The following is a 19201-nucleotide window of genomic DNA, read 5'->3' as shown; positions in this document are numbered from 1 at the left end:
AGAGGTGAAGGAATGCCATGGGGACCGAACGCTTGTGCCATTCCGCTATCAGGGGCAGTACGAGGATGAAGAAACGGGATTGTATTACAACAGGTTCAGGTACTACTCGCCGGATATGGGTATGTACATTTCTTCTGACCCAATTGGGCTGAATAGTCGAGAATATAACTTTTACTCTTATGTATCTGATTCGAATTCAATTACAGATCCATTTGGATTAGATTGGAATTATGTTTTAGTAAATGCTGAAGGTAAACCTTATTATTTTGGAAGAGCATCTGATAATCAAACAATGCAGGATGTAGCAAGAAGACATGCTAATACCAAAGGAAGTGACGGAGTAAGGTTTGGTCAGGGAGATACCCTTCAAAAGAAAACTGATATTGGGACTAACTATGATGCAGTAAGAGGAATTGAACAAAGGGGGATTGCCGAAAATAATTTATTAGGTAGAGGTAGCGATAAGGTCAGGGGAAATAAAATCAATGGTATTTCAGAAACAAAACAAAAGACTCGTATAGGTAGGAAGAGATTAAGTAATGCTGATAAAATACTGAATGGTAGAAAAGTTAGTGAGTTACCGACCTTAGACGAACTAAAATTTAAAGGAGGTTGCGTATGATAGAAATTTTAAAAAGAAAAGGATATACAACGCATGATGAACTCATTGAGCAAATCTTTCAAGAATATAAGGAAAATGATAAAAAGAAATATACTTCATTATTTTTATCGAGTTTAAGCAAGAATAAATTAAGCTATAGAAGTGGCTTGCCAGTCTTTGCTATAATGCAAAGTTTTCCTAAGCATTCTTTTAGTATAGGTAAAGATTTGTCTATCCGTGAGTTATCATTTGATAAAATGAATAAAAAAGATAAAGAGTTTATTATAAGTAGGATCCCTTGTCAATATTGTTCTTCTTTAATAGAAATTGAAATAGATGAAGTAGATATAGAATTAATTGAAGAATGTTTCTCAGATGTAGGGGGGCTAATAGGTCATGATTTATTAATCTATTATTATTATCTATTGCAAACCAATAAATTGGAATTAGTCGAACCAATTGAATCTGATTTTAGAATTTTTTCAGAAATACTTACTATTCTCTTAGATGCAGATGAAAAAGATACTATAAAAAAAATAGTTCAATCAAAAATAGGTAAGATTAAAGGATTTAAATCTAACACAGAGCAAAGGCAAGTATTATTAGAAACCTTGGGGTATTGTGGTATTTTAGAAACTAACGAGCATAGAGGTTTTCTTGAAAAATATACAAACTTTGCATCTGCTCCCCGAAAAAACCACAATTCCGATTGGAGTTATCCTGTAGATTTTTGGTTAGGTAAAGACGGTATAAATAAAGAAAACTTTAAGTTTTGGTTTGGAGAATATAAAGAATTAGAACAATTTTGGAAATAGCAACAAGAGATAATAAATTGATTATAAACCAATAAAATAATTGCATAATAGATAGTGACGGCACATGTATGAGGCATTATGTAAGAATTTAAATTAGTATTACAGATACAATGGATAGGCAATTTACATGGATACCATTCTATAAAGAATTATCCAACTGGCTACTTGGAAAACAGAATAGCCAACCGAAACTTATATCTACACTAAAAGATATAGGTATTACTGGTTTTCGAGATGGCACAGAAAAAGGTAAAGAGATCACACTACAAGAAATAGACCCGTTCACATTCTTGTCGTATCTCAACAAGTTTCACTCCGATGAAAGAAGAGTAGAAATCCTACAGGATTTAAGGCGCAGGCTAAATTTTAGGTGTCCAGAACCAACAGATGTATCAGGCATCCCGACAACCCATCCCATGAAAGTGCATCTATTCCCATGGAAGACAATCAGGGGCAACAATGATATAAATGTATTATGGGAATTGTTCGGACAGGTAAAAGAAGGGAAAGTAGATGAACGACTTTTTCAAACGGCATTGAACATTAAAAGTGTCGGAAAGGGAAAGCTCAGCATTGTTCTGTTCTACGCTAATCCGGAAAGATATGTTCCTTTGGACTCCAACACTTCATTGTATCTAAGAAGTAAAAAACTGGGCTACACTTATGATAGTTTTGCATCATATAATGAGTTGTCAGAAAAAATAGTCAAGACTCTTAGGAAACGTCCGTGGGAGATTTCATACGAGGCATATAATTATACACCGGAGAGTGATTCATCAAGTATTGGTAGCATCCGGACTCTATTCGAGAAGCTTGAAGATGAATTAGAGGACGATATGGATTACCATATCTTTTATCGAGGACAGTCAGATAAGAGTTTTGAATTGATTCCCTCCATCTATCGAGAGAAATTTTTAATCCAAAATGAAAATAGAATTTTCAGAGATATTATCGCTCAAAGTCCGGCTGATTTCAAAGGGTGTACATCTACCTTTGAGAAGTTGGTCAAGATGCAGCATTATTCCTTGCCGACACGTCTCTTGGATATTACTACAAATCCTTTGGTAGCTCTGTATTTTGCGTGCGAGAATGATGCCGTTGACGGAAAACTGTTCCGATTCGAAGTTCAAACGTCAGATATTAAATATTTTGATAGCGATGCCGTCAGTGTCGTTTCTAATATCGCCAAACGCCCAATAGATTTCAGTATCGAAGATTTGAGAGAACTGGATAGGAATGAGTTCAACTCCGAAGAGGAAATCCAATATCTTCTGCATGAAATTAAGTACGAGAAACCCCATTTTCAGAATGTGATTGACTCAAAGGATATCGAGAGAGTCTTTTGTGTAAAACCGATGTTTGACAATCCTCGCATAATCCGGCAGTCCGGGGCATTTTTCCTTTATGGTATCAATGGCAATAAAAGCCAACCAGCATCACTCAACTTCAGCTACAAAGTGTACATCATCAATAAAGCGCAGAAGCGGAAGATTAGGAAGCAGCTTGAAGCCCTCGGCATAGACAAATCAACGTTGTTTCCAGAAGTCGAACACGTGGCCGAGCATATAAAGGACAAATACCATCTGCCTAAGTAACCTTTCCCTCTTTTCAGAAAAAACAAGCCGAGCTATTACGCGGATAGCTCGGCTCTCAACTTGAAAAAATTACCTCAAGTCTTAATCTTGTGGTATATCTTGAACTTGCAAGCATTTCTCTACTTTGTATACATACTACTTAAAAGGGAGGACAGCCTGTAAGCAGTGTTTCTTCTATCTTGTCGGTTAATAAATTTAATTGATTGCTTGTTAAGTTCAAGGGAAAATTCTATATTTGCGAAATATGATATCCTCCTTCTTGTCTTGAAAGCGGTCTGACTGCTTTAACCAAGGCGAAATGTCTTGGTTTTATAATAAATAATAAGATCAGCATGGCAGAATTAAAGGCAACCGTGTGCTTGCAAGGGAAGGATATAGAAGTGATTTCATCACATATTGAATTTAACCGCAAGACAGATAATAAAGGAAGGCCAGTGACAAATGTTATTGGCGGACGTATTACCATAACCGTTGAATCTACCAGAGAAACTACTATTCTTGAAGCAATGGTAAACAGTCCTTTCAAAGCGATAAGCGGCAAGGTGATTTATTACAACACTAAGGATAATTCAATCTTTCGTGTCGTGGAGTTCAAATATGCGTATATCGTATATTACAAAGAGGTTTACAATGTTGACAGGAAACGCCAAATGTATTCCACTATCACATTTTCTGCGGATATTATTATGATAGGAGACGCATATTTAAGCAATCAATGGTAAGAAGAAACATGAAATTTAATCGTATGGATATTATCATATCAATGAATATTACAAACTTAGTTCGTGGATGTGGTGATAATGGATTTGTAGTGTCTTTAACTATTTCAAATTTTATGTTCTTATTGCTACATTTCTGTAAATGAAGAACTACAGGTGTTAAACCTTTCTATACAACAATGCGACTGTCACTACAAATCTAATAGTTGCAGTCGCTATTGTTTTTATTGAGCCTATAGTTGCAGTTTGGCTTAGTTGCCGGATTCTGTAGTCTGTCTGATTAACACGCTTTCTGGATGTTGCAACTGGATTGCTCTGATATATTCCAACCTTTAAAATTGACACCTCCCATTCTTTATGCCTTTCTTTAAATTTATGTCTTAAAGGTATAAGGAAAAAGTTCATTCTGCATCATTGCCAAACGGGAAAATACATCAGCAATGAAAATCATACCTGAAAGCGGATTTTACATTCCAGCCAAGGCTGTCACACATTCCTGACGGATAGACCGAATGTAGTCGAGCATCACAGAGGGATTGACACTCTTGCCGTCCATCTTGCAGGTGATGTGCAGGTGTTCGCCGGTACTGCGCCCTGTGGAACCTGTGATACCGACCACGTCATGCGGATGGACCAGCGTGCCCCTGACAACAAGAATCTTCGACAAATGGCAGTAGCTGACGGTATATCTGCCATGCTGCAAGGTCACATACTTGCCAGAAGTCTTGTCCTGGCCGACCTTGATGACCCGACCGGACATCATGGCCATCACTTCATCGCCCCGGGCATGCAAGTCCAGTCCGCCATGAAACTTTCTTTTCCCGGTAAACGGGTCCTTGCGATAGCCGTAAGGTGAAGTGACCCTGATACGGCGCAGCGGATAGCTTACGCTCAGATAACGCTCCATCCATTTCTTCTGATCCATATCTTCTGATGCCGGGGTATCTTTGGGGATTTCTTCCGTGGAAATCCCATTTTCGCAAACCGGCAATGTATGTTCCGTACCCTTACCTGACACCTCTACCTTGTAGCGTGCAGGAACGGCAGCAACGGTATTGAATTGTGCTTTGGCGGGAACTGCACATAAGCAGACATTCGCCGCCATCAACCATAAAAATTTTCTCATAACGGCAAAGATAGCATACTCGTCCTACTCATCTCCTGCTATCGGAAGATTTCCTTCCAAATATGATACATTTTATTGTTTGAAATATGAATATTTGTCTCAAATCATATTTCAAGTGCTAAATTTCATGCTTTTTAATCACTTATATATCCGCTTATTAACTCTCAGAACAGAATCATTCTATATTTGCGTAATATAACTTTATAATATTATTTATAATATGAAACAAGAGCATTTTGAGTTCAACGAACTGCCTTATCAGACACTGGCGCGTTTCGGTCTCACGCAAGAGATGATTGAAGACCTGCCCATGCGTGTACTCGAAGAAATGGGGAGAGGCGGCTATTCACCGGTACTGCCCGTACGTGTGACCGACGAGAACGGCGAAACCATCGAGAGCCGCAGCCGCTTTGCCTTTATCCGCATGGAAAGCGGAGCGGTGGATGTAGTCTTCTATCCCGCACTGAAGTCCTCGCCGCTGGAACGCTACGACGAGAACCAGCAGAAACAGCTGCTGGAAGGCAAGACCATCATCGCTGACGTGGAGATGGCGGACGGACGCTGCAGCAAGTCATTCGTACAGATTGACGAAGGGACCAAACAGGTAATGTATGTCCCGACCCCCATCATCGCCCGCAACCTGAAAGTGCTAGCCGGAATGATGCACCTCGGTACGGTGGAAGTGAACGGCATGCAGCATGGTGAGCCGCTGACAGTAGCGGTGGAAGGCGAACCTGTTACGGTAGGTATTGACCTGCATAACAAGACCGGCATCCGTTTCTGTGCCGGCGACGCGCAGAAATGGAAGGAACAGCCCAAGAGGGAATGGGACAAATACACCTTCGGCTGCTACGGCTGCTGGGTGATGGACGACGACGGCAACCTTGATTATGTCCCCGAGGAGGAATACACCGAAGAACTGTGGAACGAACAGAAGAAGAGCGGTGAACGTAACCGTGCAGCCGGCCTTCACAAGTAGAACCTGACCAATCAAAAAAAATATGGCACATCAGAAATATTACCCCGAAGAGATTCTTGTCGAGAAAATGCAAAGCGGTGAATACGGCTGGCTCGACTATGTAAACCATTACTCTGCCGAGTGGCAGGAGGAATATGCGGACTACTGTGCAGACAAAGGCCTCACGGTAGGCGAAGACTCCGCAGCCGCCTTCGTCCGCTTCAAGGACGGACAGCTGGAGGAAGCCCTGGAACGCGGCGACGCTTGACAAACCAACATCATAACATCAGACTATGGCGATACGAACAAATACCAACCCCCGGCAGATGGACTTGCAGCCCGAAATGCACAGCATACTGTTGCGCAACGGGCTACAGGCCCATGTTGCGTTTGACGGAGGCGGCTACCGGCTGATCGTGCAGGGACATGATTCGCCGTTGCTGGTCTATCCGATCACCGAACGTCAGATGCTGGCCCTGACGGACTGGGGAACCAATACGGCCAACAAGAAAGCCTACAATGTGCTTACGAGCATCATCGGCAAAGACTTCTACATGCCCAAGAACTTTGTCCATGCCCGCAATGCCAACGGACGTGTGGCGATGGGGCTGCACGGCTACCGCATCGGCGAGTACGGGCATCTGGGACGGCTGGGCATGCCTCCGCCGTTCCTCGGCTGGACTCCGCGTCACCAATGGGGTTTCCACCTGCGCAGGGTCGGCGGACAACTATTCTTTCCGGGTCCCTCCATCGTACCCGAACGCCCCGACGGACGCATGAAACCCGGTGAGCTGCAATCGGGCGGCTACGGATTCTACTACAAAGGCCGTCAGACGGAACCTCCTGCCAGGGAGCAGGACGTGCTTCAGAACCTGCAGGCGGCCATCACACCGCTTGTCAGCCGTTCGCGCAGTACGGAACCGGCACGTCCCTACAAGGAACTGATAGCCTCTCCGGTCTATTTCTCCAACGAGAAATGGTCGGAATGTCTTGCCTCACACGGACTGATCGTGGATGCGGAGCAACGGACGCTGACCGTACAGTCAGAAAACGTACAGGCCGACATGGTCTATGACCTGACGGAAGCGGAAGTGCATACACTGGTCAAAGCCTCCATCGAGGAGCAGCCCGTGGAAAAGCGTCTGGAACTGCTGAACGACATCATCCGGGCGGATTATGCCGAGAAAGTGACCCTGGAACAGCTCAACAGCAGCGACCGCATCGCAATCAGACTGCATCCCGAAGTGCAGCAGGAACTGGAAGAGCGGCAACGGCAGGAACAGAATCTGTTTCAGCCGGAAGAAGCTACGCTGCAGCAAGCCTCCATACAAGGTACGGTCGGTGCTGCCGTGGACGGACGTGACCTCCAATACCTCAACGAGAACAAGGGATGGTACCGGGAGGAGAAACGCGGTCGGGAAGTCGAGGTGAGCGAGATCGCCGTACAGCCGACAAAGACAGAAGGGAAATACAAGATGTCCGCTGTCATAGACGGAAAGGTCATCAGCCATGAGATCAGCCAGAAGGACTACGACAAGTTCCTTGCCGTGGACGACTATCACCGCATGAAGATGTTCTCGAAAATTTTCAGCGAAGTGGACATGAAAACCCACCCGGAAGCAAGCAAGGGACTGGGTGTGAAAATCTTTGCTGCCCTTACAGCCGGTGCGGTGGTCGCCTCGGAGGTCGCCCACGACCTTCATCACCATCATCACCAGCACGGCCCGCATTTCCACGGAGAATGTTTCGGCGGTCCGCGGCCGTACTTCAAACCCGGTGTGGACACTCCGAGGGATGTGGCCATCCGTTACTTTGAGGCGCAAATGAACCAGGATATCAACGAAATGAGAAGAGGAAGATAAGCCTATGAGAAACGGAGAACTTACCTACGACGACTTCCTGCAACGCCTGAACATACAGGACGTGCTGATTGATGCGGGGTACCACCTGAACCGCCGGGACGGTTTGCGCTATCCTGCGTATGTCCGTCTGGACAACGAAGGCAGACGCATCCGTGGAGACAAGTTCATCGTGACGCAACAGGGGAAATGCTGTTTCCACGCACAACAGCAGAAAGTGTATAACATCATCTCCTTCATCAAGGAGCATCCGCACTTCTTTGCGGAGTATCATGCCGGCATGTCTCCGGACAGGCTGGTGAACCTCGTTTGCAACAGACTGCTGCACATACCCGTCACGGAGCGGGAAACCCGGATTGTCCAACCCAAACGGGACGTGAAACCGTTCCAGATGACGGACTACGACATACACAGATTCAATCCGCAGGACCGGGAAACGCAGAAGAAGTTCTATCCTTTCTTCAAGCACCGCGGCATCGACCTGTATACGCAGTATGCCTTTCACCGGGATTTCTTCCTGGCAACCAGGCACCGGGCGGACGGTCTGCAATTCACCAACCTTGCCTTCCCGCTGTCCCTGCCCGGGAATCCGGAGCAGATTGTCGGTCTGGAAGAGCGCGGTCGTCCGCGCATGGACGGAAGCGGCAGCTACAAGGGCAAGGCCGAAGGAAGCAATTCGAGCGAGGGGCTGTGGATTGCCAACCTGCGGGAACCGCTGGACAAGGCCGGAGGAATCGCCTGGTTTGAAAGTGCGTATGATGCCATGGCGTTCTATCAGGTAAACCGGGAGATGATCAGAAGCAATCCGGACCTGTCCCGAAAGAGCATCTATGTTTCTACCGGCGGCACACCGACTGACGGACAGATCCGTGGAATGCTTACCGAAACGCCTGCCGCCAGCCATTTCCTGTGCTTTGACAACGATGCCGCCGGACGCAGCTTCGTCGAAAGGTTCAAGACGATTGCCCAGGAAATGAACATCGCGCCCGACCGCATCAAGGTGTTTCCCATGCTGCCCTGCTACAAGGACTGGAATGACGTACTGCTCGAAAGGACCAATCCGGAATACCTCAAGGAAATAGAGGGACTGATAGAACCGGTCGGAGTACCGCATTCCGAAGAAAAGGAAGAAAACAGCCGAAACAACGGCTTTCACCGCTAAACACATCAGACTATGCAGAAAAACCGTCCTTCAAACCGTTCCCTGACATACACGCCGCACAACGGACAGTTCATTATTGACGAACTGCCCACACTGCTGCTGTGTACGGCAGCATGGGTGTACGGCGGCATGGAGGGACTCCCGCTGACCGTCGCTGCCGTATCTGCTGCCGCCGCACTGACGCTGCTGTTGCTCTACCGCTACATCTATCTGCGGAGAATCCGCTATAGCATCGGTACGGAACAGATTATCAGTGAACATGGCATTCTCTACCGTAAAGTGGACTATATGGAGCTGTACCGCATCGTGGACTTTCAGGAGCACCAGAGCCTACTGCAGCAGCTTTGCGGACTGAAGACAGTGCGCATCCTCTCCATGGACAGGAATACACCCCGTCTGGATCTCATAGGCATCCGCTGCAGGGAGGACATCGTATCGGTCATCCGTGAACGGGTGGAAATCAATAAACGAAATAAGGGAATATATGAAATCACGAATCATTAGCCTGACTGTACTCGCCTTGTCGGTGTGTCTGCTTCCACAGGCGGCCAAAGCCCAGGTTGCAGCCTCCAATCCGCTGGAGTGGACAGCCCTGGCGGAAGGGAATGACCTGATAAACAAGCAGGTTGAGAAGCAGATCAAAGGACAGACACAGACAGCCCTGCTGCAGAATACCATCGCCGCCGAGTTCAACCGGATCCACAAATGGGAAAAGCAGTACAACAGCTATCTCAAGACGGTCAGCGGCTATGCTTCGTCACTGAAAGCCTGTACACACCTCTACAACGACGGTGTACGGATATTTCTGACGCTGGGCAAGCTATGCAAGGCGGTCCGGAACAATCCGCAAGGCATTGTGGCAAGCATCGGAATGAACAACCTGTATATTGAAACGGCAACGGAACTGGTTTCCGTGTTCACGCTTCTCAACGATGCGGTGGCCAAAGGCGGCACGGAAAACATGCTGACCGGAGCAGAGCGCAGCAAGACCCTCTGGGCACTGAATGACCAGCTGGCAGCTTTCAGCCGGAAGCTGCACCTGCTTTACCTGAGCATACGCTACTATACCCTGAACGATATGTGGAACAACGTGACGGCAGGCATGCTCGACCGGGACAACGGCGAAGTGGCACGCATGGCCCTGTCACACTGGCGCAGGGCGGCTGCTCTCGCACGATAAAAATGAACGGATATGAAAAGAACTATCTGGATAAGCCTACTGCTGCTATGCTTTGGAATCGGCAAGGTACGGGCACAGAACGACCCGGTGCTTGCCGGCATGATTCTGCTCTACACGGAAAAGGCAGAGAAGGAACTGAAGAACCAGGAAAAGGTCATGCTGATGCAGACCACCGGCCACGTGTGGACAAAGGAAGAAGTGGAAGCCACGACCGACCTGCAACGGGAGTTCAACAACTACCTGGACTCTTTCCGCTCCATTGTCTGCTATGCGGCACAGATCTACGGATTCTACTACGAAGTATCGAGACTGACGGACAATATGGGGGACTTTACGAAACAGCTGGGACGCAGTCCGGCCAACGCGCTTGCCGTCGCCCTCTCCGCACAGCGCAACCGGATATACCGGGAGCTGATCATGAACAGCGTGGAGGTCGTGAACGACATCCGGACGGCCTGTCTCTCGGACAACAAGATGACAGAAAAGGAACGGATGGAGATTGTCTTCGGCATCCGGCCGAAACTCAAGACCATGAACACGAAACTTCAACGGCTGACCAAGGCGGTGAAATACACCACCCTGGGCGATGTCTGGCATGAAATCGACGAAGGGGCACGCCCGGCAGCAGACAAACGCGGTATCGTGGATGCAGCCAAACGACGCTGGCGGCAGATAGGAAAGAATGTTAGACCTTAAAAAAAGAATGACAGTATGGGATTTTGGGATTCATTATTGAGATACGGCGGCAAGGCCGTAAAAGGTATGGGAAAAGCAACGGTCACTACCGGCAAGAGTGTGGGCAATGCAGCCCTTCACCCCTCGCAGACCTTGCGGGGCGCAGGACAGGCCATCAAGACGGCCACCGTCGGCGGAGCAGTCGGCTACGTGGGTTGGGAAAAGCTGACAACGGACAAGAGCGTGGTGCGCATCGTGAGTGATGCACTCATCGGAGAACAGGCAACAGACTCCCTTTCGACCACGGCAGAGGGCGTGCAGGCACTGACAGACAAGGCCGGAGAAACTGTAGGAGCCATCGGTGATGCCATGACAGGCATCCATTCAAAACTGGACGGCGTAACGAACTTCCTGCAACAGACCGCCAACGGAGGAGCCTCCGATATGCTCGGCAACTTTCTCCGCAACCTCGGACAAGGAAAAGTGTCGGGGCTGAATATGGCAGGACTGGTAGCGGCAGCGTTCCTGATATTCGGCCGTTTCGGTTGGCTGGGCAAGATTGCCGGTGCATTCCTGGGAATGATGCTCATCGGCAACAATGCCGGTGTACTCCGCACACCTGACGCAGGTAATGCACAACGGGTACAGACACCCGACCCTCCGGCGGAAGAACAGAGGCACAACGGAGGAATGAGAAGATAGAAAAGACAATTCAATAAGCATTGACAATGAAATATACAGAAGAAATGATCCTTTCCTCAGAAAGCGGATACTGTATGCCTTTCGAGGAACGGCAGGGCAAGGATGTGGAGCTGTCGCTGGGTTACGGCGAGCAGATCGACCCGGTGACGGGCAAGGAATATTTCCACCACGGCATCGACTTCGACGTGCGGTGCTACACGCTGGCAGCCGTTGCCAGCGGTATCGTTTCGGGAGTGGGAAACGACCCGATGCTCGGCATCTGCCAGAGCATCCGCTATGGAGAGTATGAAGTGACCTACGGACATCTGTCGAATGTGTTCGCCCAGTTCGGACAGCGAGTGAAAGCCGGACAGCCGGTCGCGTTGAGCGGTGACAAGCTGCATATCGGCGTGAAATTCAAAGGTGAAGAGTTGAATCCGCTGGAATTTCTGACCATGCTCTACGGTAACATACGGGCCATGCAGCAGCCGGGCTTCACCGGCATGGAGATGAGTCTGTCTACCAACTATGAATCGGACAGGCAGGAAATCGAGGAGCTGATGTTGCGCTTCCTGCCCCACTACATGGAGGACCTGCAGCGGGGTGCCTACCGGCTTCCAGCACATACGGAACAATCGCTCCGTCATATCTTTACGATGGGTGCAGCCAAAGAGTACTTTTACGAGAATATGCCGAGCATGGCCAATCCGCTCGGACTGGGACAGAAAGCCATGCCGCTTGCCTGCAAGGTACAGAATCTGCTCATCGCCGACTTCCTGCATTACCTTGCCCTGCGGCACGATGTGTACCTATCCACCATGGGCGTTGACATAAAAAAAAACTCTATGACGAAGCCCTGAAAAGCGGAGATGTTATCGACCCGCTGGCGGAACTGGACATTGACATCCAGAGCTTCGACATTCCCCGGGCAGTAACGGTCTATCCGGACCGGGCCGGCATCAGGTGGTGGACGAAAGCCTGGTTCAACAACCGGGAAGAGGGAGAAACAGCCGTGGAGATCGAACGGGAACAGGCCATACGGTTCATCCGCGGCAACATCGAAAAGGACGCATGGCTGGAAGCCTTTTATCCCAAACAGATGGAGGTTTACCACCAGGCCATCGAACAGACGAAAGAACAATTATTGATGAACAGGATAAATATATGATACACAATGGACGGAATCAAGCATAGCAGAGAGTTTGCGGAGTTGGAACGCCTTGTGAGCGACTATTTCAACTGCCATATCGCTCCGGTCATGTCAAAGACGCGGGAAGTCCTTCATCAGCGGCAGGTGGAAGAAATGAAGGAATATTCTTCTTCGGCAAGCGGCATCCTGAGCATGATGGCATCATCGGCACAACCGTTCCATGATCCGTATCAGCAGCTCAAAGTGACCGGTGAGTGGAACTCGAAAACGACAGAAGATTATGTGGAGATGTGCCGCACGGAGATAGCCGGCTCGGAAAAGATGCAGCACGACCTGGCATACATGGCCGGACAATGGCGTGATACGGTCGTAAAGGAAGTGGGCCGGGCACGTTACGATGAGTTGTCGGTACAGCTCGGCTGCGACCTGGCCTATGCCTATATGGACCACCGGGTAAATGACATGATGATTGACCGGCTGGTGAAGGAACGGATACCCCAATCGTCAGCCGCCTACATCCTCCGCAAGGCCGGAGAGTCCAGTCTGCTGGGACTGTCACAGACACTGAACCGTTCGCCGCTGGCCGAGGAAATCGAGGCACGGAGCGAGGCAGCCTACCGCCCGAACGGATGGGAAAAAGGAGCCGGTCAGGTATTGGGTGCGGCAGCCGACACCCTGATGATGGGCGGTACCGGTTCATGGACGACACTGGCTAAGTTTGTCGGTGCGGACATAGCCATCTCCACGGTAGCCGACAGCCTTGAACCTGACAGACCGGAATCCCTTTCGGTGGAACAGTGCATCAGCAAAGGGGTGTTCGGAAGCGGGAGGAATGTTTTCGAGGATTTTCGGAAGGAAGCAAACCGGTTGCCGGCGAAAGACAACAAGGCTATCCGCGAAGCCAACGGACAGTTGAAGCAACCCGTTCCTGTCATGGAGTTCAGTTTCACGGAATGGGTGCAGAACCCCGGCGCAGGCATACCCTGGGCAGATGTACTGCACCAGGGGAAACAACGTCCGCAACGGTACAAGGACGTGCCGATGGTCGTTGCTTCCGGACAGGAGGAAGCCTATCTGCGGGATTTGAAATCACAAAAAGGAACAGAAACCTATGTGGCAGAACAGCAGGAAACCATGGAAGAAGAGAAAGACAAGAATCGGAAAAATACCAATCCGGACGACAGAGCGGCAACACAGGAACAGCCGGGACAAGACACCCGGACAACACCGCAGAACGGGAACGGTTGGGACGGACTTCTCGGCACATTGGGGCTGGACGGCATGGAACATATCATCGGCAACCTCGGTTATGTGATGGCCATGCTTCCCGATGTACTGCTGGGCATCTTCACCGGCAAGTCACCCTCACTTCGTATCGGTGACAACCTGCTGCCAATAGCGAGTATCGTAGCGGGCATGTTCGTGCGTAATCCGCTGCTGAAGATGCTTCTGATCGGTCTGGGAGGTGTAAACCTGCTGAACAAGGCTGGAAACGAAGCCCTGCAGGAACGGAGCGAAGGGAAACTGAATGTAACAGGCCGAAACGCTGCGCTGTACCGCCGCTATGCGGACGAACCGTTGAATCCCCGTATCGAAAATCCGGTCCTGCAAGGATCGACGCTGATAGCTACGATAGACCGGATACCCTGTACCATCCAGTTGTCATCGACGGTGGCGGAAGCCTACCATGCCGGAGCATTGCCGCTGAATACCCTGGCAAATGCCGTCCTTGCCAAGAGCGACCAGCTCCGGCAGACAGCCTCACGACACTATGAAGACGGAGAGCAGGAGACAATCGTGCGGACAAGGGGAATCCAATAATCCTAATCATCAAAAGAAAGACGATATGAAAGAGAAATCGCAAATCGAAAAGAAAGCCGAAGAAAAACAGATAGACCTGCTTTCTGCGGCTTTGGGCGGAGCTTCGAATGCCGGAGGCCACTGGCTCAACGCAACGGGAAAGGGATATCCGCTCTTTTATCCCAAGGGTGTTTCGGTCAGTGCGTTCAACGCCCTGTTCATGGCATTGCACTCGGACAGGAACGGTTGCAAGACCAACCTGTTCACACTCTTCAGCGATGCCAAGGCGCAAGGCATATCGGTACGTGAGCATGAGCAAGGCGTTCCATTCCTGTTCTACAACTGGGACAGGTATGTCCATCGCAACAATCCTGAACTCATCATCAGTCGGGGCGACTACCTGAAACTGAGCGAGGAAGAACAGAAACTGTACAAAGGTGTGCATAACCGTGAAATCCGCACGCTGTTCAACATTGACCAGACTACATTGCCCTATGTGGACAAGGAACGCTATGAAGCGGCCCTGAAACGCTACGGCAGTGCCGTGGAGAGAGGATATACGGAGAGCGACAACCGTCAGTTGCGCATCCGTTTCAACGACTTCCTGCTGAAGATGCGTGACAACCTTGTACCGGTACGTTCGGACGGAAGCGGTGTGCCCCACTACGAAACGGACAAGGATGCGGTCTATATGCCGCGACAGAGGGAGTTCGGACACTACCATGACTATGTGCAGGAAGCCCTGCGGCAGATAGTGAGTGCTACCGGCCACCAACAGCGGCTGGCACGTGAAGGCATGGTGATGAAGAAAGGCGTGGCCCCATCAGAGGATGCCATCCGACAGGAACGGCTGATCGTGGAGCTGGCCTCGGGTATCAAGATGCTGGAGCTGGGTCTGCCGGCGCGATTGTCGGAAGAAAGCCTGAAAACAGTGGAATACTGGTGCCGGGAACTGAAGGAGAATCCCAATCTGGTAGCTGCCATCGAAAGCGACGTAAACAATGCCATCGAAGTTATCAACAAGGCGGAACGCGGCGAGAAAATCGAATATGCCACGTTACGCAACCGGCGTGACACCTCGACCATGCAGGAACAGATGCCCAAACACTATTTTGTGGCGAATGAAATCCGGCAGCACCCGGACAGGGAATCGAAAAAGATAGTCCTGGTCATCGACCCGCAGGCAAAAACGGCCGATGTAATCCTTCCAGCCGGAGCTTCCACGGAAGTGGACAACGAGATACCGGGCATGAACAAGGGACGCATCGCACGGGCCCTACAGAAGGAAGGTATTGAACAGGTACGCTTCTTCAATACGGACGGTGCCCTGGGCTACCATCCCGATGATAGCTATTTTGCCGAAAAGATGATCACGCTGGCGAGGCTGAAAAACTGGGCCATGGAGAAACTGTCCACACTTGATGTGTCCTCGGCCGTCAAACGGGCGAACGAAATCGGGTTTGACCAGGTGGAAATGATTCAGGACGACAAAAGACGCTGGGCACTCTATCTGAAACCCGAAAACAAACCGGGGTACAGCATCTATCCTGACAAGGAGGATATAAACCGTTTTTTCTCCACGCTCAAGCAGTCGATGGATAATATCGGCAAGGTACGGATGGAGCTGGCGCACAAGTATTATGCGCTGGCGGAAGTCAAACCTGACCTGAAGGTGGACCTGTTCGGCAGCGAAGCACCGGAAATAGACTTGAACCGTATCCAGCGTGTTTCGATATTCAAGACCAAGCAGGACGGCATCCAGTGCGTTGCCACCATCGACGGAAGAAAGTCACCGGCCAGAAGCGTTACACCGCAACAGTGGCAGCGGATGTGGATAGCGGAAGACCGGGACGGCTACAAACGCCATCTGGCAGCCGCCCTGTTTGCCGACGTGCTGCAAAAGGGCCGGTCAGAGGATAAACATACCGGGGAGAAACAGGAACAGGAGGCCGAACAGCGACAGAATGAAGCGACAGTACTGGAAAGACCGGAAAGCAAGAGAGAAAACCTTTCCCCACAACAAGAAGCATGGAACGAGCTGAAGGAGAAGCATCCCGATGCCATGCAGCTGGTACGGAGCGGTAACAAATACCTACTTTTCAACGAAGATGCCGTGCGCAGTGCAGAGCTGTTGGGGCTGACATTGAATAAAGGGGACGGAGTCCCGTACGGATTTACGGAGTCAGTGGAATTTCGGGCAAACCTGCTTGACAGCTACCTGCCGGAGTTCATCCGTGCCGACGAGCGTGTAGTCATTACGGACATGATTGCGAAAGAGAACCGGAATGCCGAACAGGAATCCTACAGAGGCATTCACAGATAACTATATGGATATGAGCAAGAATCAAGAATATGCAGCAAACTACGCAGAATTTGCCATGGAGCAGATGCGCCGATACGGAATACCAGCTTCGGTGACACTGGCACAAGGCATACTGGAAAGTTCCAACGGGCAGAGCCGGCTGGCAAAGAACGAAAACAACCATTTCGGTGTCAAGGCTACTTCCGCATGGATTGCCGGAGGGGGCCGGTACGGGATTTATACCGATGACCGTCCGAACGAAAAGTTCTGCAGCTATGACAGCGTCGGTGATTCCTACGAGCACCATTCACGTTTCCTGAAAGAGAACAGCCGCTATGCCCGCTGCTTCACGCTTGCCCCGGATGACTATAAGGGATGGACGGAAGGCATCGCACAGGCGGGTTATGCCTCAGGCGGACAATATGCCGAGAACCTGCAGAAGATCATCGAACAGAACGGTCTGCAGAAATATGACCGGCAGGTGATGCAGGAGATGACCCGGCAAGGCCGGGAGTTCGAGGTGGAGAACAATCCGCTCCGAACTTCCGGAAACGCACCGCAAGGCACAAACTATTCGTTTCCAGTGGAACGCAAGGAGTTCCTTTTCGTGACCTCGCCTTTCGGTATGCGCCAGGACCCGACGGATGGAACCCGGCAACAGATGCACAAGGGCATCGACATACGCTGTAACGGTGATGCGGTGCTGGCAACTGAGAACGGTGGCAAGGTGGTGGCAGTGAACCTGAACAGAAATACACCCGGTGGCAAGTCGCTGACGGTGGAATATGCCCGTGAGGACGGCAGCAAGGTACAATGTACCTACATGCACCTCGGGGAAATATCCGTCAAGACCGGTGATACGGTCCAGGCCGGTCAAAGGCTCGGTCTATCAGGAAATACGGGTACACGGACAACGGACGAACACCTGCATTTCGGGGTAACAAACTTCTATGCAGACGGTACCCGGAGAGAGATTGACCCGGCAGCGTATCTGACCGAAATTGCCCGGAAAGGGCATATCAGGCAGCAAGTGCTGCATAACGGGAATGACCTGCTGGCCCGATATAAGGGATTGGAGGAGCCTGCTGCAAACAAAAGCATTTCACCCGACGGATGGATGAAGAAACTACTTTCCTCCGAGGACAGCGGCGTGGGAATGTCGGGATGCAACGATCCCGTTGTGGAGATGGCAATGACCGCCTTCAGCTCACTCATGCTCCTGGCCGTACAGATTGACAGGAAGAATGAACAGGAGCAGATGGAAGCCATTTCGGAAGCGGCAGACAAACGGCGAATCGACTTGAAACCGCTTGTACCGGAGATGAAGAGCTGTGAGCTGACCGTCTGTGAGAACGGGAAAGCCGTCCTGAAGGCGGACAACGGTTCGGTGAAGGTGTCACGAGAACTGACTGCTGCCGAATTGAACCGGTTGTCCGTAACGCTGAATAACGGCTCGCTATCGGAAGAGTCCAAACGGATGCGTGTAGCCGGTATGCTGAATAGGGTCATCCTTTCGGAAGCGGCTTCCCGTAATTTTGAGCAAGGGATGTCCCAACAGCAGGGACAGACGGAGAATCTGAAAAGATAGATGCAAGGCGATATGATAAAATGCGTGATGATACAGCTATGCAGAGGTTTGTTCGGACTGTCCTACCTTGTTCTGTATGTCCTGTCCTGCTACCTGATTTTCGGCTTGACGGCCACGCTCATCATCGTGGGCGTGCAGCTGCTTCTCGCCGGATGGCTGGTCTGGGCCATGATACGCGCACCCGATTAGAGGCGGTACATTCTCAACTCAACAATCAGTCAACCACATCCTGCTTGTCGGGAAATCATGTTTCACATTAAAAGACAATCAAGATGATCAAATGCAATGTTACAGTATGCGGCGTAATCGGACGTGATGCGTCGATACGCACGAACAAGGAAGGAAAATCGTTCCTGGTGTTCCCGCTTCGGGTGATGATTTCTGCTACCGAAGGGAAGACTGCTCCCATCGAAGTGGATGTCAGCAAGGAAACTGCCAGCGAGGAGACCGGAAGCTACCGGAACGGCACCCGGGTCGAAGTGCAAGGGACAATGTTCCTCAAACACCGGGGCGACCGGATCTACTTCAATCTCTTCGCCAGTGAGATTGGAACGGCGGATGTCCATGCGGCGGATGCAGTCAGGGGAGTCATGGAGTTCCGCGGCAAGGTCGGTCAGCAGATCGAGGAAAAGAGGGACAAGAAAGAACAGACCTATACGATGTTTTCGGCCTTCAGCACGGAGAAGGTGGAAGACGGGTTCGAGTACCAATGGGTGCGCTTCTTCTGTTTCGGAAAGGAACGCGAAGCCTGGTTGCAGCCGGGCGTGAAAGTGGAAGCCAAAGGAGAAATGAGCCTTTCTGCATACAATGGGAAAGTGAACGTGTCGTGCAAGGTGGAAGAACTGGCCCAGTATGTAGCGGAATCGTCTAACCTCAATCAGTAAGCGATATGACCGGATACAGAAAACAGCATAGCGACGGGCCGAACAGCGAGGACAAGGCTCTGGACCTGTTCGCTGAAATGATGATATTATGTTGACCTCAACATAA

General features: G+C 50.0%; 20 protein-coding genes and 1 pseudogene. 20 read left to right on the top strand and 1 reads right to left on the bottom strand.

The annotated features are described in order from the left end of the window. The 4 genes from WKT20_RS14970 to tssD all read left to right on the top strand — a co-directional run. Window positions 1-622, top strand: a 622-nt coding sequence (locus tag WKT20_RS14970; RefSeq protein WP_340417617.1) for an RHS repeat-associated core domain-containing protein, incomplete at its 5' end; no start/stop codon positions are given. Then, a complete protein-coding gene (locus WKT20_RS14965) occupies window positions 619-1416 on the top strand; it encodes a hypothetical protein (protein ID WP_340417616.1) in 798 nt (265 codons plus the stop codon). The genes WKT20_RS14970 and WKT20_RS14965, both read left to right, overlap by 4 nt. A gap of 110 nt (window positions 1417-1526) precedes the next feature. After that, complete coding sequence (locus tag WKT20_RS14960; protein WP_340417615.1) at window positions 1527-3011, top strand: FRG domain-containing protein; 1485 nt, start codon at window positions 1527-1529, stop codon at window positions 3009-3011. A 332-nt stretch (window positions 3012-3343) separates the two neighbouring features. Then, on the top strand, window positions 3344-3733 hold the full coding sequence (gene tssD / locus WKT20_RS14955) for a type VI secretion system tube protein TssD (RefSeq protein ID WP_004308665.1): 390 nt from the start codon (window positions 3344-3346) through the stop codon (window positions 3731-3733). Between the two features lie 463 nt (window positions 3734-4196). Here tssD and WKT20_RS14950 read toward each other — a convergent pair whose 3' ends face one another. Then, a complete protein-coding gene (locus WKT20_RS14950) occupies window positions 4197-4856 on the bottom strand; it encodes a M23 family metallopeptidase (RefSeq protein WP_340417614.1) in 660 nt (219 codons plus the stop codon). 220 nt (window positions 4857-5076) lie between these two features. Between WKT20_RS14950 and WKT20_RS14945 the strand changes: the two genes are divergently transcribed. From WKT20_RS14945 to WKT20_RS18340, 16 genes and pseudogenes are all read left to right on the top strand, one after another. Further along, window positions 5077-5835: a DUF4099 domain-containing protein gene (locus tag WKT20_RS14945; RefSeq protein ID WP_340417613.1), complete on the top strand. Its 759-nt coding sequence runs from the start codon at window positions 5077-5079 to the stop codon at window positions 5833-5835. Between the two features lie 22 nt (window positions 5836-5857). Then, window positions 5858-6082, top strand: coding sequence for a hypothetical protein (locus WKT20_RS14940; protein WP_340417612.1), 225 nt, complete (start codon window positions 5858-5860; stop codon window positions 6080-6082). Between the two features lie 25 nt (window positions 6083-6107). Further along, entirely contained in the window at window positions 6108-7676 is a 1569-nt protein-coding gene (locus WKT20_RS14935) for a hypothetical protein (RefSeq protein ID WP_340417611.1), read from the top strand. 4 nt (window positions 7677-7680) lie between these two features. Then, entirely contained in the window at window positions 7681-8835 is a 1155-nt protein-coding gene (locus tag WKT20_RS14930) for a toprim domain-containing protein (protein WP_149918888.1), read from the top strand. A 12-nt stretch (window positions 8836-8847) separates the two neighbouring features. Then, window positions 8848-9339 (top strand): PH domain-containing protein, encoded by a 492-nt coding sequence (locus WKT20_RS14925; RefSeq protein WP_340417610.1) that lies wholly within the window; start codon window positions 8848-8850, stop codon window positions 9337-9339. Then, window positions 9320-10015, top strand: a complete 696-nt coding sequence (locus tag WKT20_RS14920) for a hypothetical protein (protein ID WP_340417609.1) — start codon at window positions 9320-9322, stop codon at window positions 10013-10015. The genes WKT20_RS14925 and WKT20_RS14920 overlap by 20 nt, the downstream gene beginning before the upstream one ends. A gap of 12 nt (window positions 10016-10027) precedes the next feature. Then, window positions 10028-10711, top strand: a complete 684-nt coding sequence (locus tag WKT20_RS14915; protein WP_340417608.1) for a hypothetical protein — start codon at window positions 10028-10030, stop codon at window positions 10709-10711. Between the two features lie 15 nt (window positions 10712-10726). Continuing rightward, window positions 10727-11392 (top strand): hypothetical protein, encoded by a 666-nt coding sequence (locus WKT20_RS14910; RefSeq protein WP_340417607.1) that lies wholly within the window; start codon window positions 10727-10729, stop codon window positions 11390-11392. A 26-nt stretch (window positions 11393-11418) separates the two neighbouring features. Next, a complete protein-coding gene (locus WKT20_RS14905) occupies window positions 11419-12231 on the top strand; it encodes a M23 family metallopeptidase (protein ID WP_340417606.1) in 813 nt (270 codons plus the stop codon). 23 nt (window positions 12232-12254) lie between these two features. Beyond that, entirely contained in the window at window positions 12255-12539 is a 285-nt protein-coding gene (locus WKT20_RS14900) for a hypothetical protein (RefSeq protein ID WP_340417618.1), read from the top strand. Between the two features lie 6 nt (window positions 12540-12545). Next, the gene (locus WKT20_RS14895; RefSeq protein WP_340417605.1) at window positions 12546-14342 is read left to right on the top strand and encodes a hypothetical protein; all 1797 of its coding nucleotides are present in this window, start codon (window positions 12546-12548) and stop codon (window positions 14340-14342) included. 25 nt (window positions 14343-14367) lie between these two features. Further along, window positions 14368-16644: a zincin-like metallopeptidase domain-containing protein gene (locus WKT20_RS14890; RefSeq protein ID WP_259031689.1), complete on the top strand. Its 2277-nt coding sequence runs from the start codon at window positions 14368-14370 to the stop codon at window positions 16642-16644. Between the two features lie 10 nt (window positions 16645-16654). Continuing rightward, window positions 16655-18211 carry a glucosaminidase domain-containing protein gene (locus tag WKT20_RS14885; protein ID WP_340417604.1) on the top strand — a complete coding sequence of 519 codons (1557 nt, stop codon included), beginning with the start codon at window positions 16655-16657 and terminating at the stop codon, window positions 18209-18211. A gap of 27 nt (window positions 18212-18238) precedes the next feature. Further along, complete coding sequence (locus WKT20_RS14880; RefSeq protein WP_340417619.1) at window positions 18239-18400, top strand: hypothetical protein; 162 nt, start codon at window positions 18239-18241, stop codon at window positions 18398-18400. An 83-nt stretch (window positions 18401-18483) separates the two neighbouring features. Beyond that, entirely contained in the window at window positions 18484-19095 is a 612-nt protein-coding gene (locus tag WKT20_RS14875; RefSeq protein WP_340417603.1) for a hypothetical protein, read from the top strand. Between the two features lie 5 nt (window positions 19096-19100). After that, window positions 19101-19181, top strand: a pseudogene (locus WKT20_RS18340) (ArdC family protein); the annotation flags it as partial. Between the last annotated feature and the right edge of the window lie 20 nt (window positions 19182-19201).

The sequence above is a fragment of the Phocaeicola sp. ICN-14070 genome (assembly GCF_037892625.1).
In the GTDB taxonomy this organism is placed as follows: Bacteria; Bacteroidota; Bacteroidia; order Bacteroidales; family Bacteroidaceae; genus Phocaeicola; species Phocaeicola plebeius.
This window is presented reverse-complemented; position numbering and strand designations above follow the sequence as displayed.

Excerpts from the sequence above, each read along its gene's own strand:
- WKT20_RS14965 (WP_340417616.1), top strand. The coding sequence starts at position 619 with ATGATAGAAATTTTAAAAAGAAAAGGATATACAACGCATGATGAACTC.
- WKT20_RS14960 (WP_340417615.1), top strand. The coding sequence starts at position 1,527 with ATGGATAGGCAATTTACATGGATACCATTCTATAAAGAATTATCCAAC.
- tssD (WP_004308665.1), top strand. The coding sequence starts at position 3,344 with ATGGCAGAATTAAAGGCAACCGTGTGCTTGCAAGGGAAGGATATAGAA.
- WKT20_RS14950 (WP_340417614.1), bottom strand. The coding sequence starts at position 4,856 with ATGAGAAAATTTTTATGGTTGATGGCGGCGAATGTCTGCTTATGTGCA.
- WKT20_RS14945 (WP_340417613.1), top strand. The coding sequence starts at position 5,077 with ATGAAACAAGAGCATTTTGAGTTCAACGAACTGCCTTATCAGACACTG.
- WKT20_RS14940 (WP_340417612.1), top strand. The coding sequence starts at position 5,858 with ATGGCACATCAGAAATATTACCCCGAAGAGATTCTTGTCGAGAAAATG.
- WKT20_RS14935 (WP_340417611.1), top strand. The coding sequence starts at position 6,108 with ATGGCGATACGAACAAATACCAACCCCCGGCAGATGGACTTGCAGCCC.
- WKT20_RS14930 (WP_149918888.1), top strand. The coding sequence starts at position 7,681 with ATGAGAAACGGAGAACTTACCTACGACGACTTCCTGCAACGCCTGAAC.
- WKT20_RS14925 (WP_340417610.1), top strand. The coding sequence starts at position 8,848 with ATGCAGAAAAACCGTCCTTCAAACCGTTCCCTGACATACACGCCGCAC.
- WKT20_RS14920 (WP_340417609.1), top strand. The coding sequence starts at position 9,320 with ATGAAATCACGAATCATTAGCCTGACTGTACTCGCCTTGTCGGTGTGT.
- WKT20_RS14915 (WP_340417608.1), top strand. The coding sequence starts at position 10,028 with ATGAAAAGAACTATCTGGATAAGCCTACTGCTGCTATGCTTTGGAATC.
- WKT20_RS14910 (WP_340417607.1), top strand. The coding sequence starts at position 10,727 with ATGGGATTTTGGGATTCATTATTGAGATACGGCGGCAAGGCCGTAAAA.
- WKT20_RS14905 (WP_340417606.1), top strand. The coding sequence starts at position 11,419 with ATGAAATATACAGAAGAAATGATCCTTTCCTCAGAAAGCGGATACTGT.
- WKT20_RS14895 (WP_340417605.1), top strand. The coding sequence starts at position 12,546 with ATGGACGGAATCAAGCATAGCAGAGAGTTTGCGGAGTTGGAACGCCTT.
- WKT20_RS14890 (WP_259031689.1), top strand. The coding sequence starts at position 14,368 with ATGAAAGAGAAATCGCAAATCGAAAAGAAAGCCGAAGAAAAACAGATA.
- WKT20_RS14885 (WP_340417604.1), top strand. The coding sequence starts at position 16,655 with ATGAGCAAGAATCAAGAATATGCAGCAAACTACGCAGAATTTGCCATG.
- WKT20_RS14880 (WP_340417619.1), top strand. The coding sequence starts at position 18,239 with ATGATACAGCTATGCAGAGGTTTGTTCGGACTGTCCTACCTTGTTCTG.
- WKT20_RS14875 (WP_340417603.1), top strand. The coding sequence starts at position 18,484 with ATGATCAAATGCAATGTTACAGTATGCGGCGTAATCGGACGTGATGCG.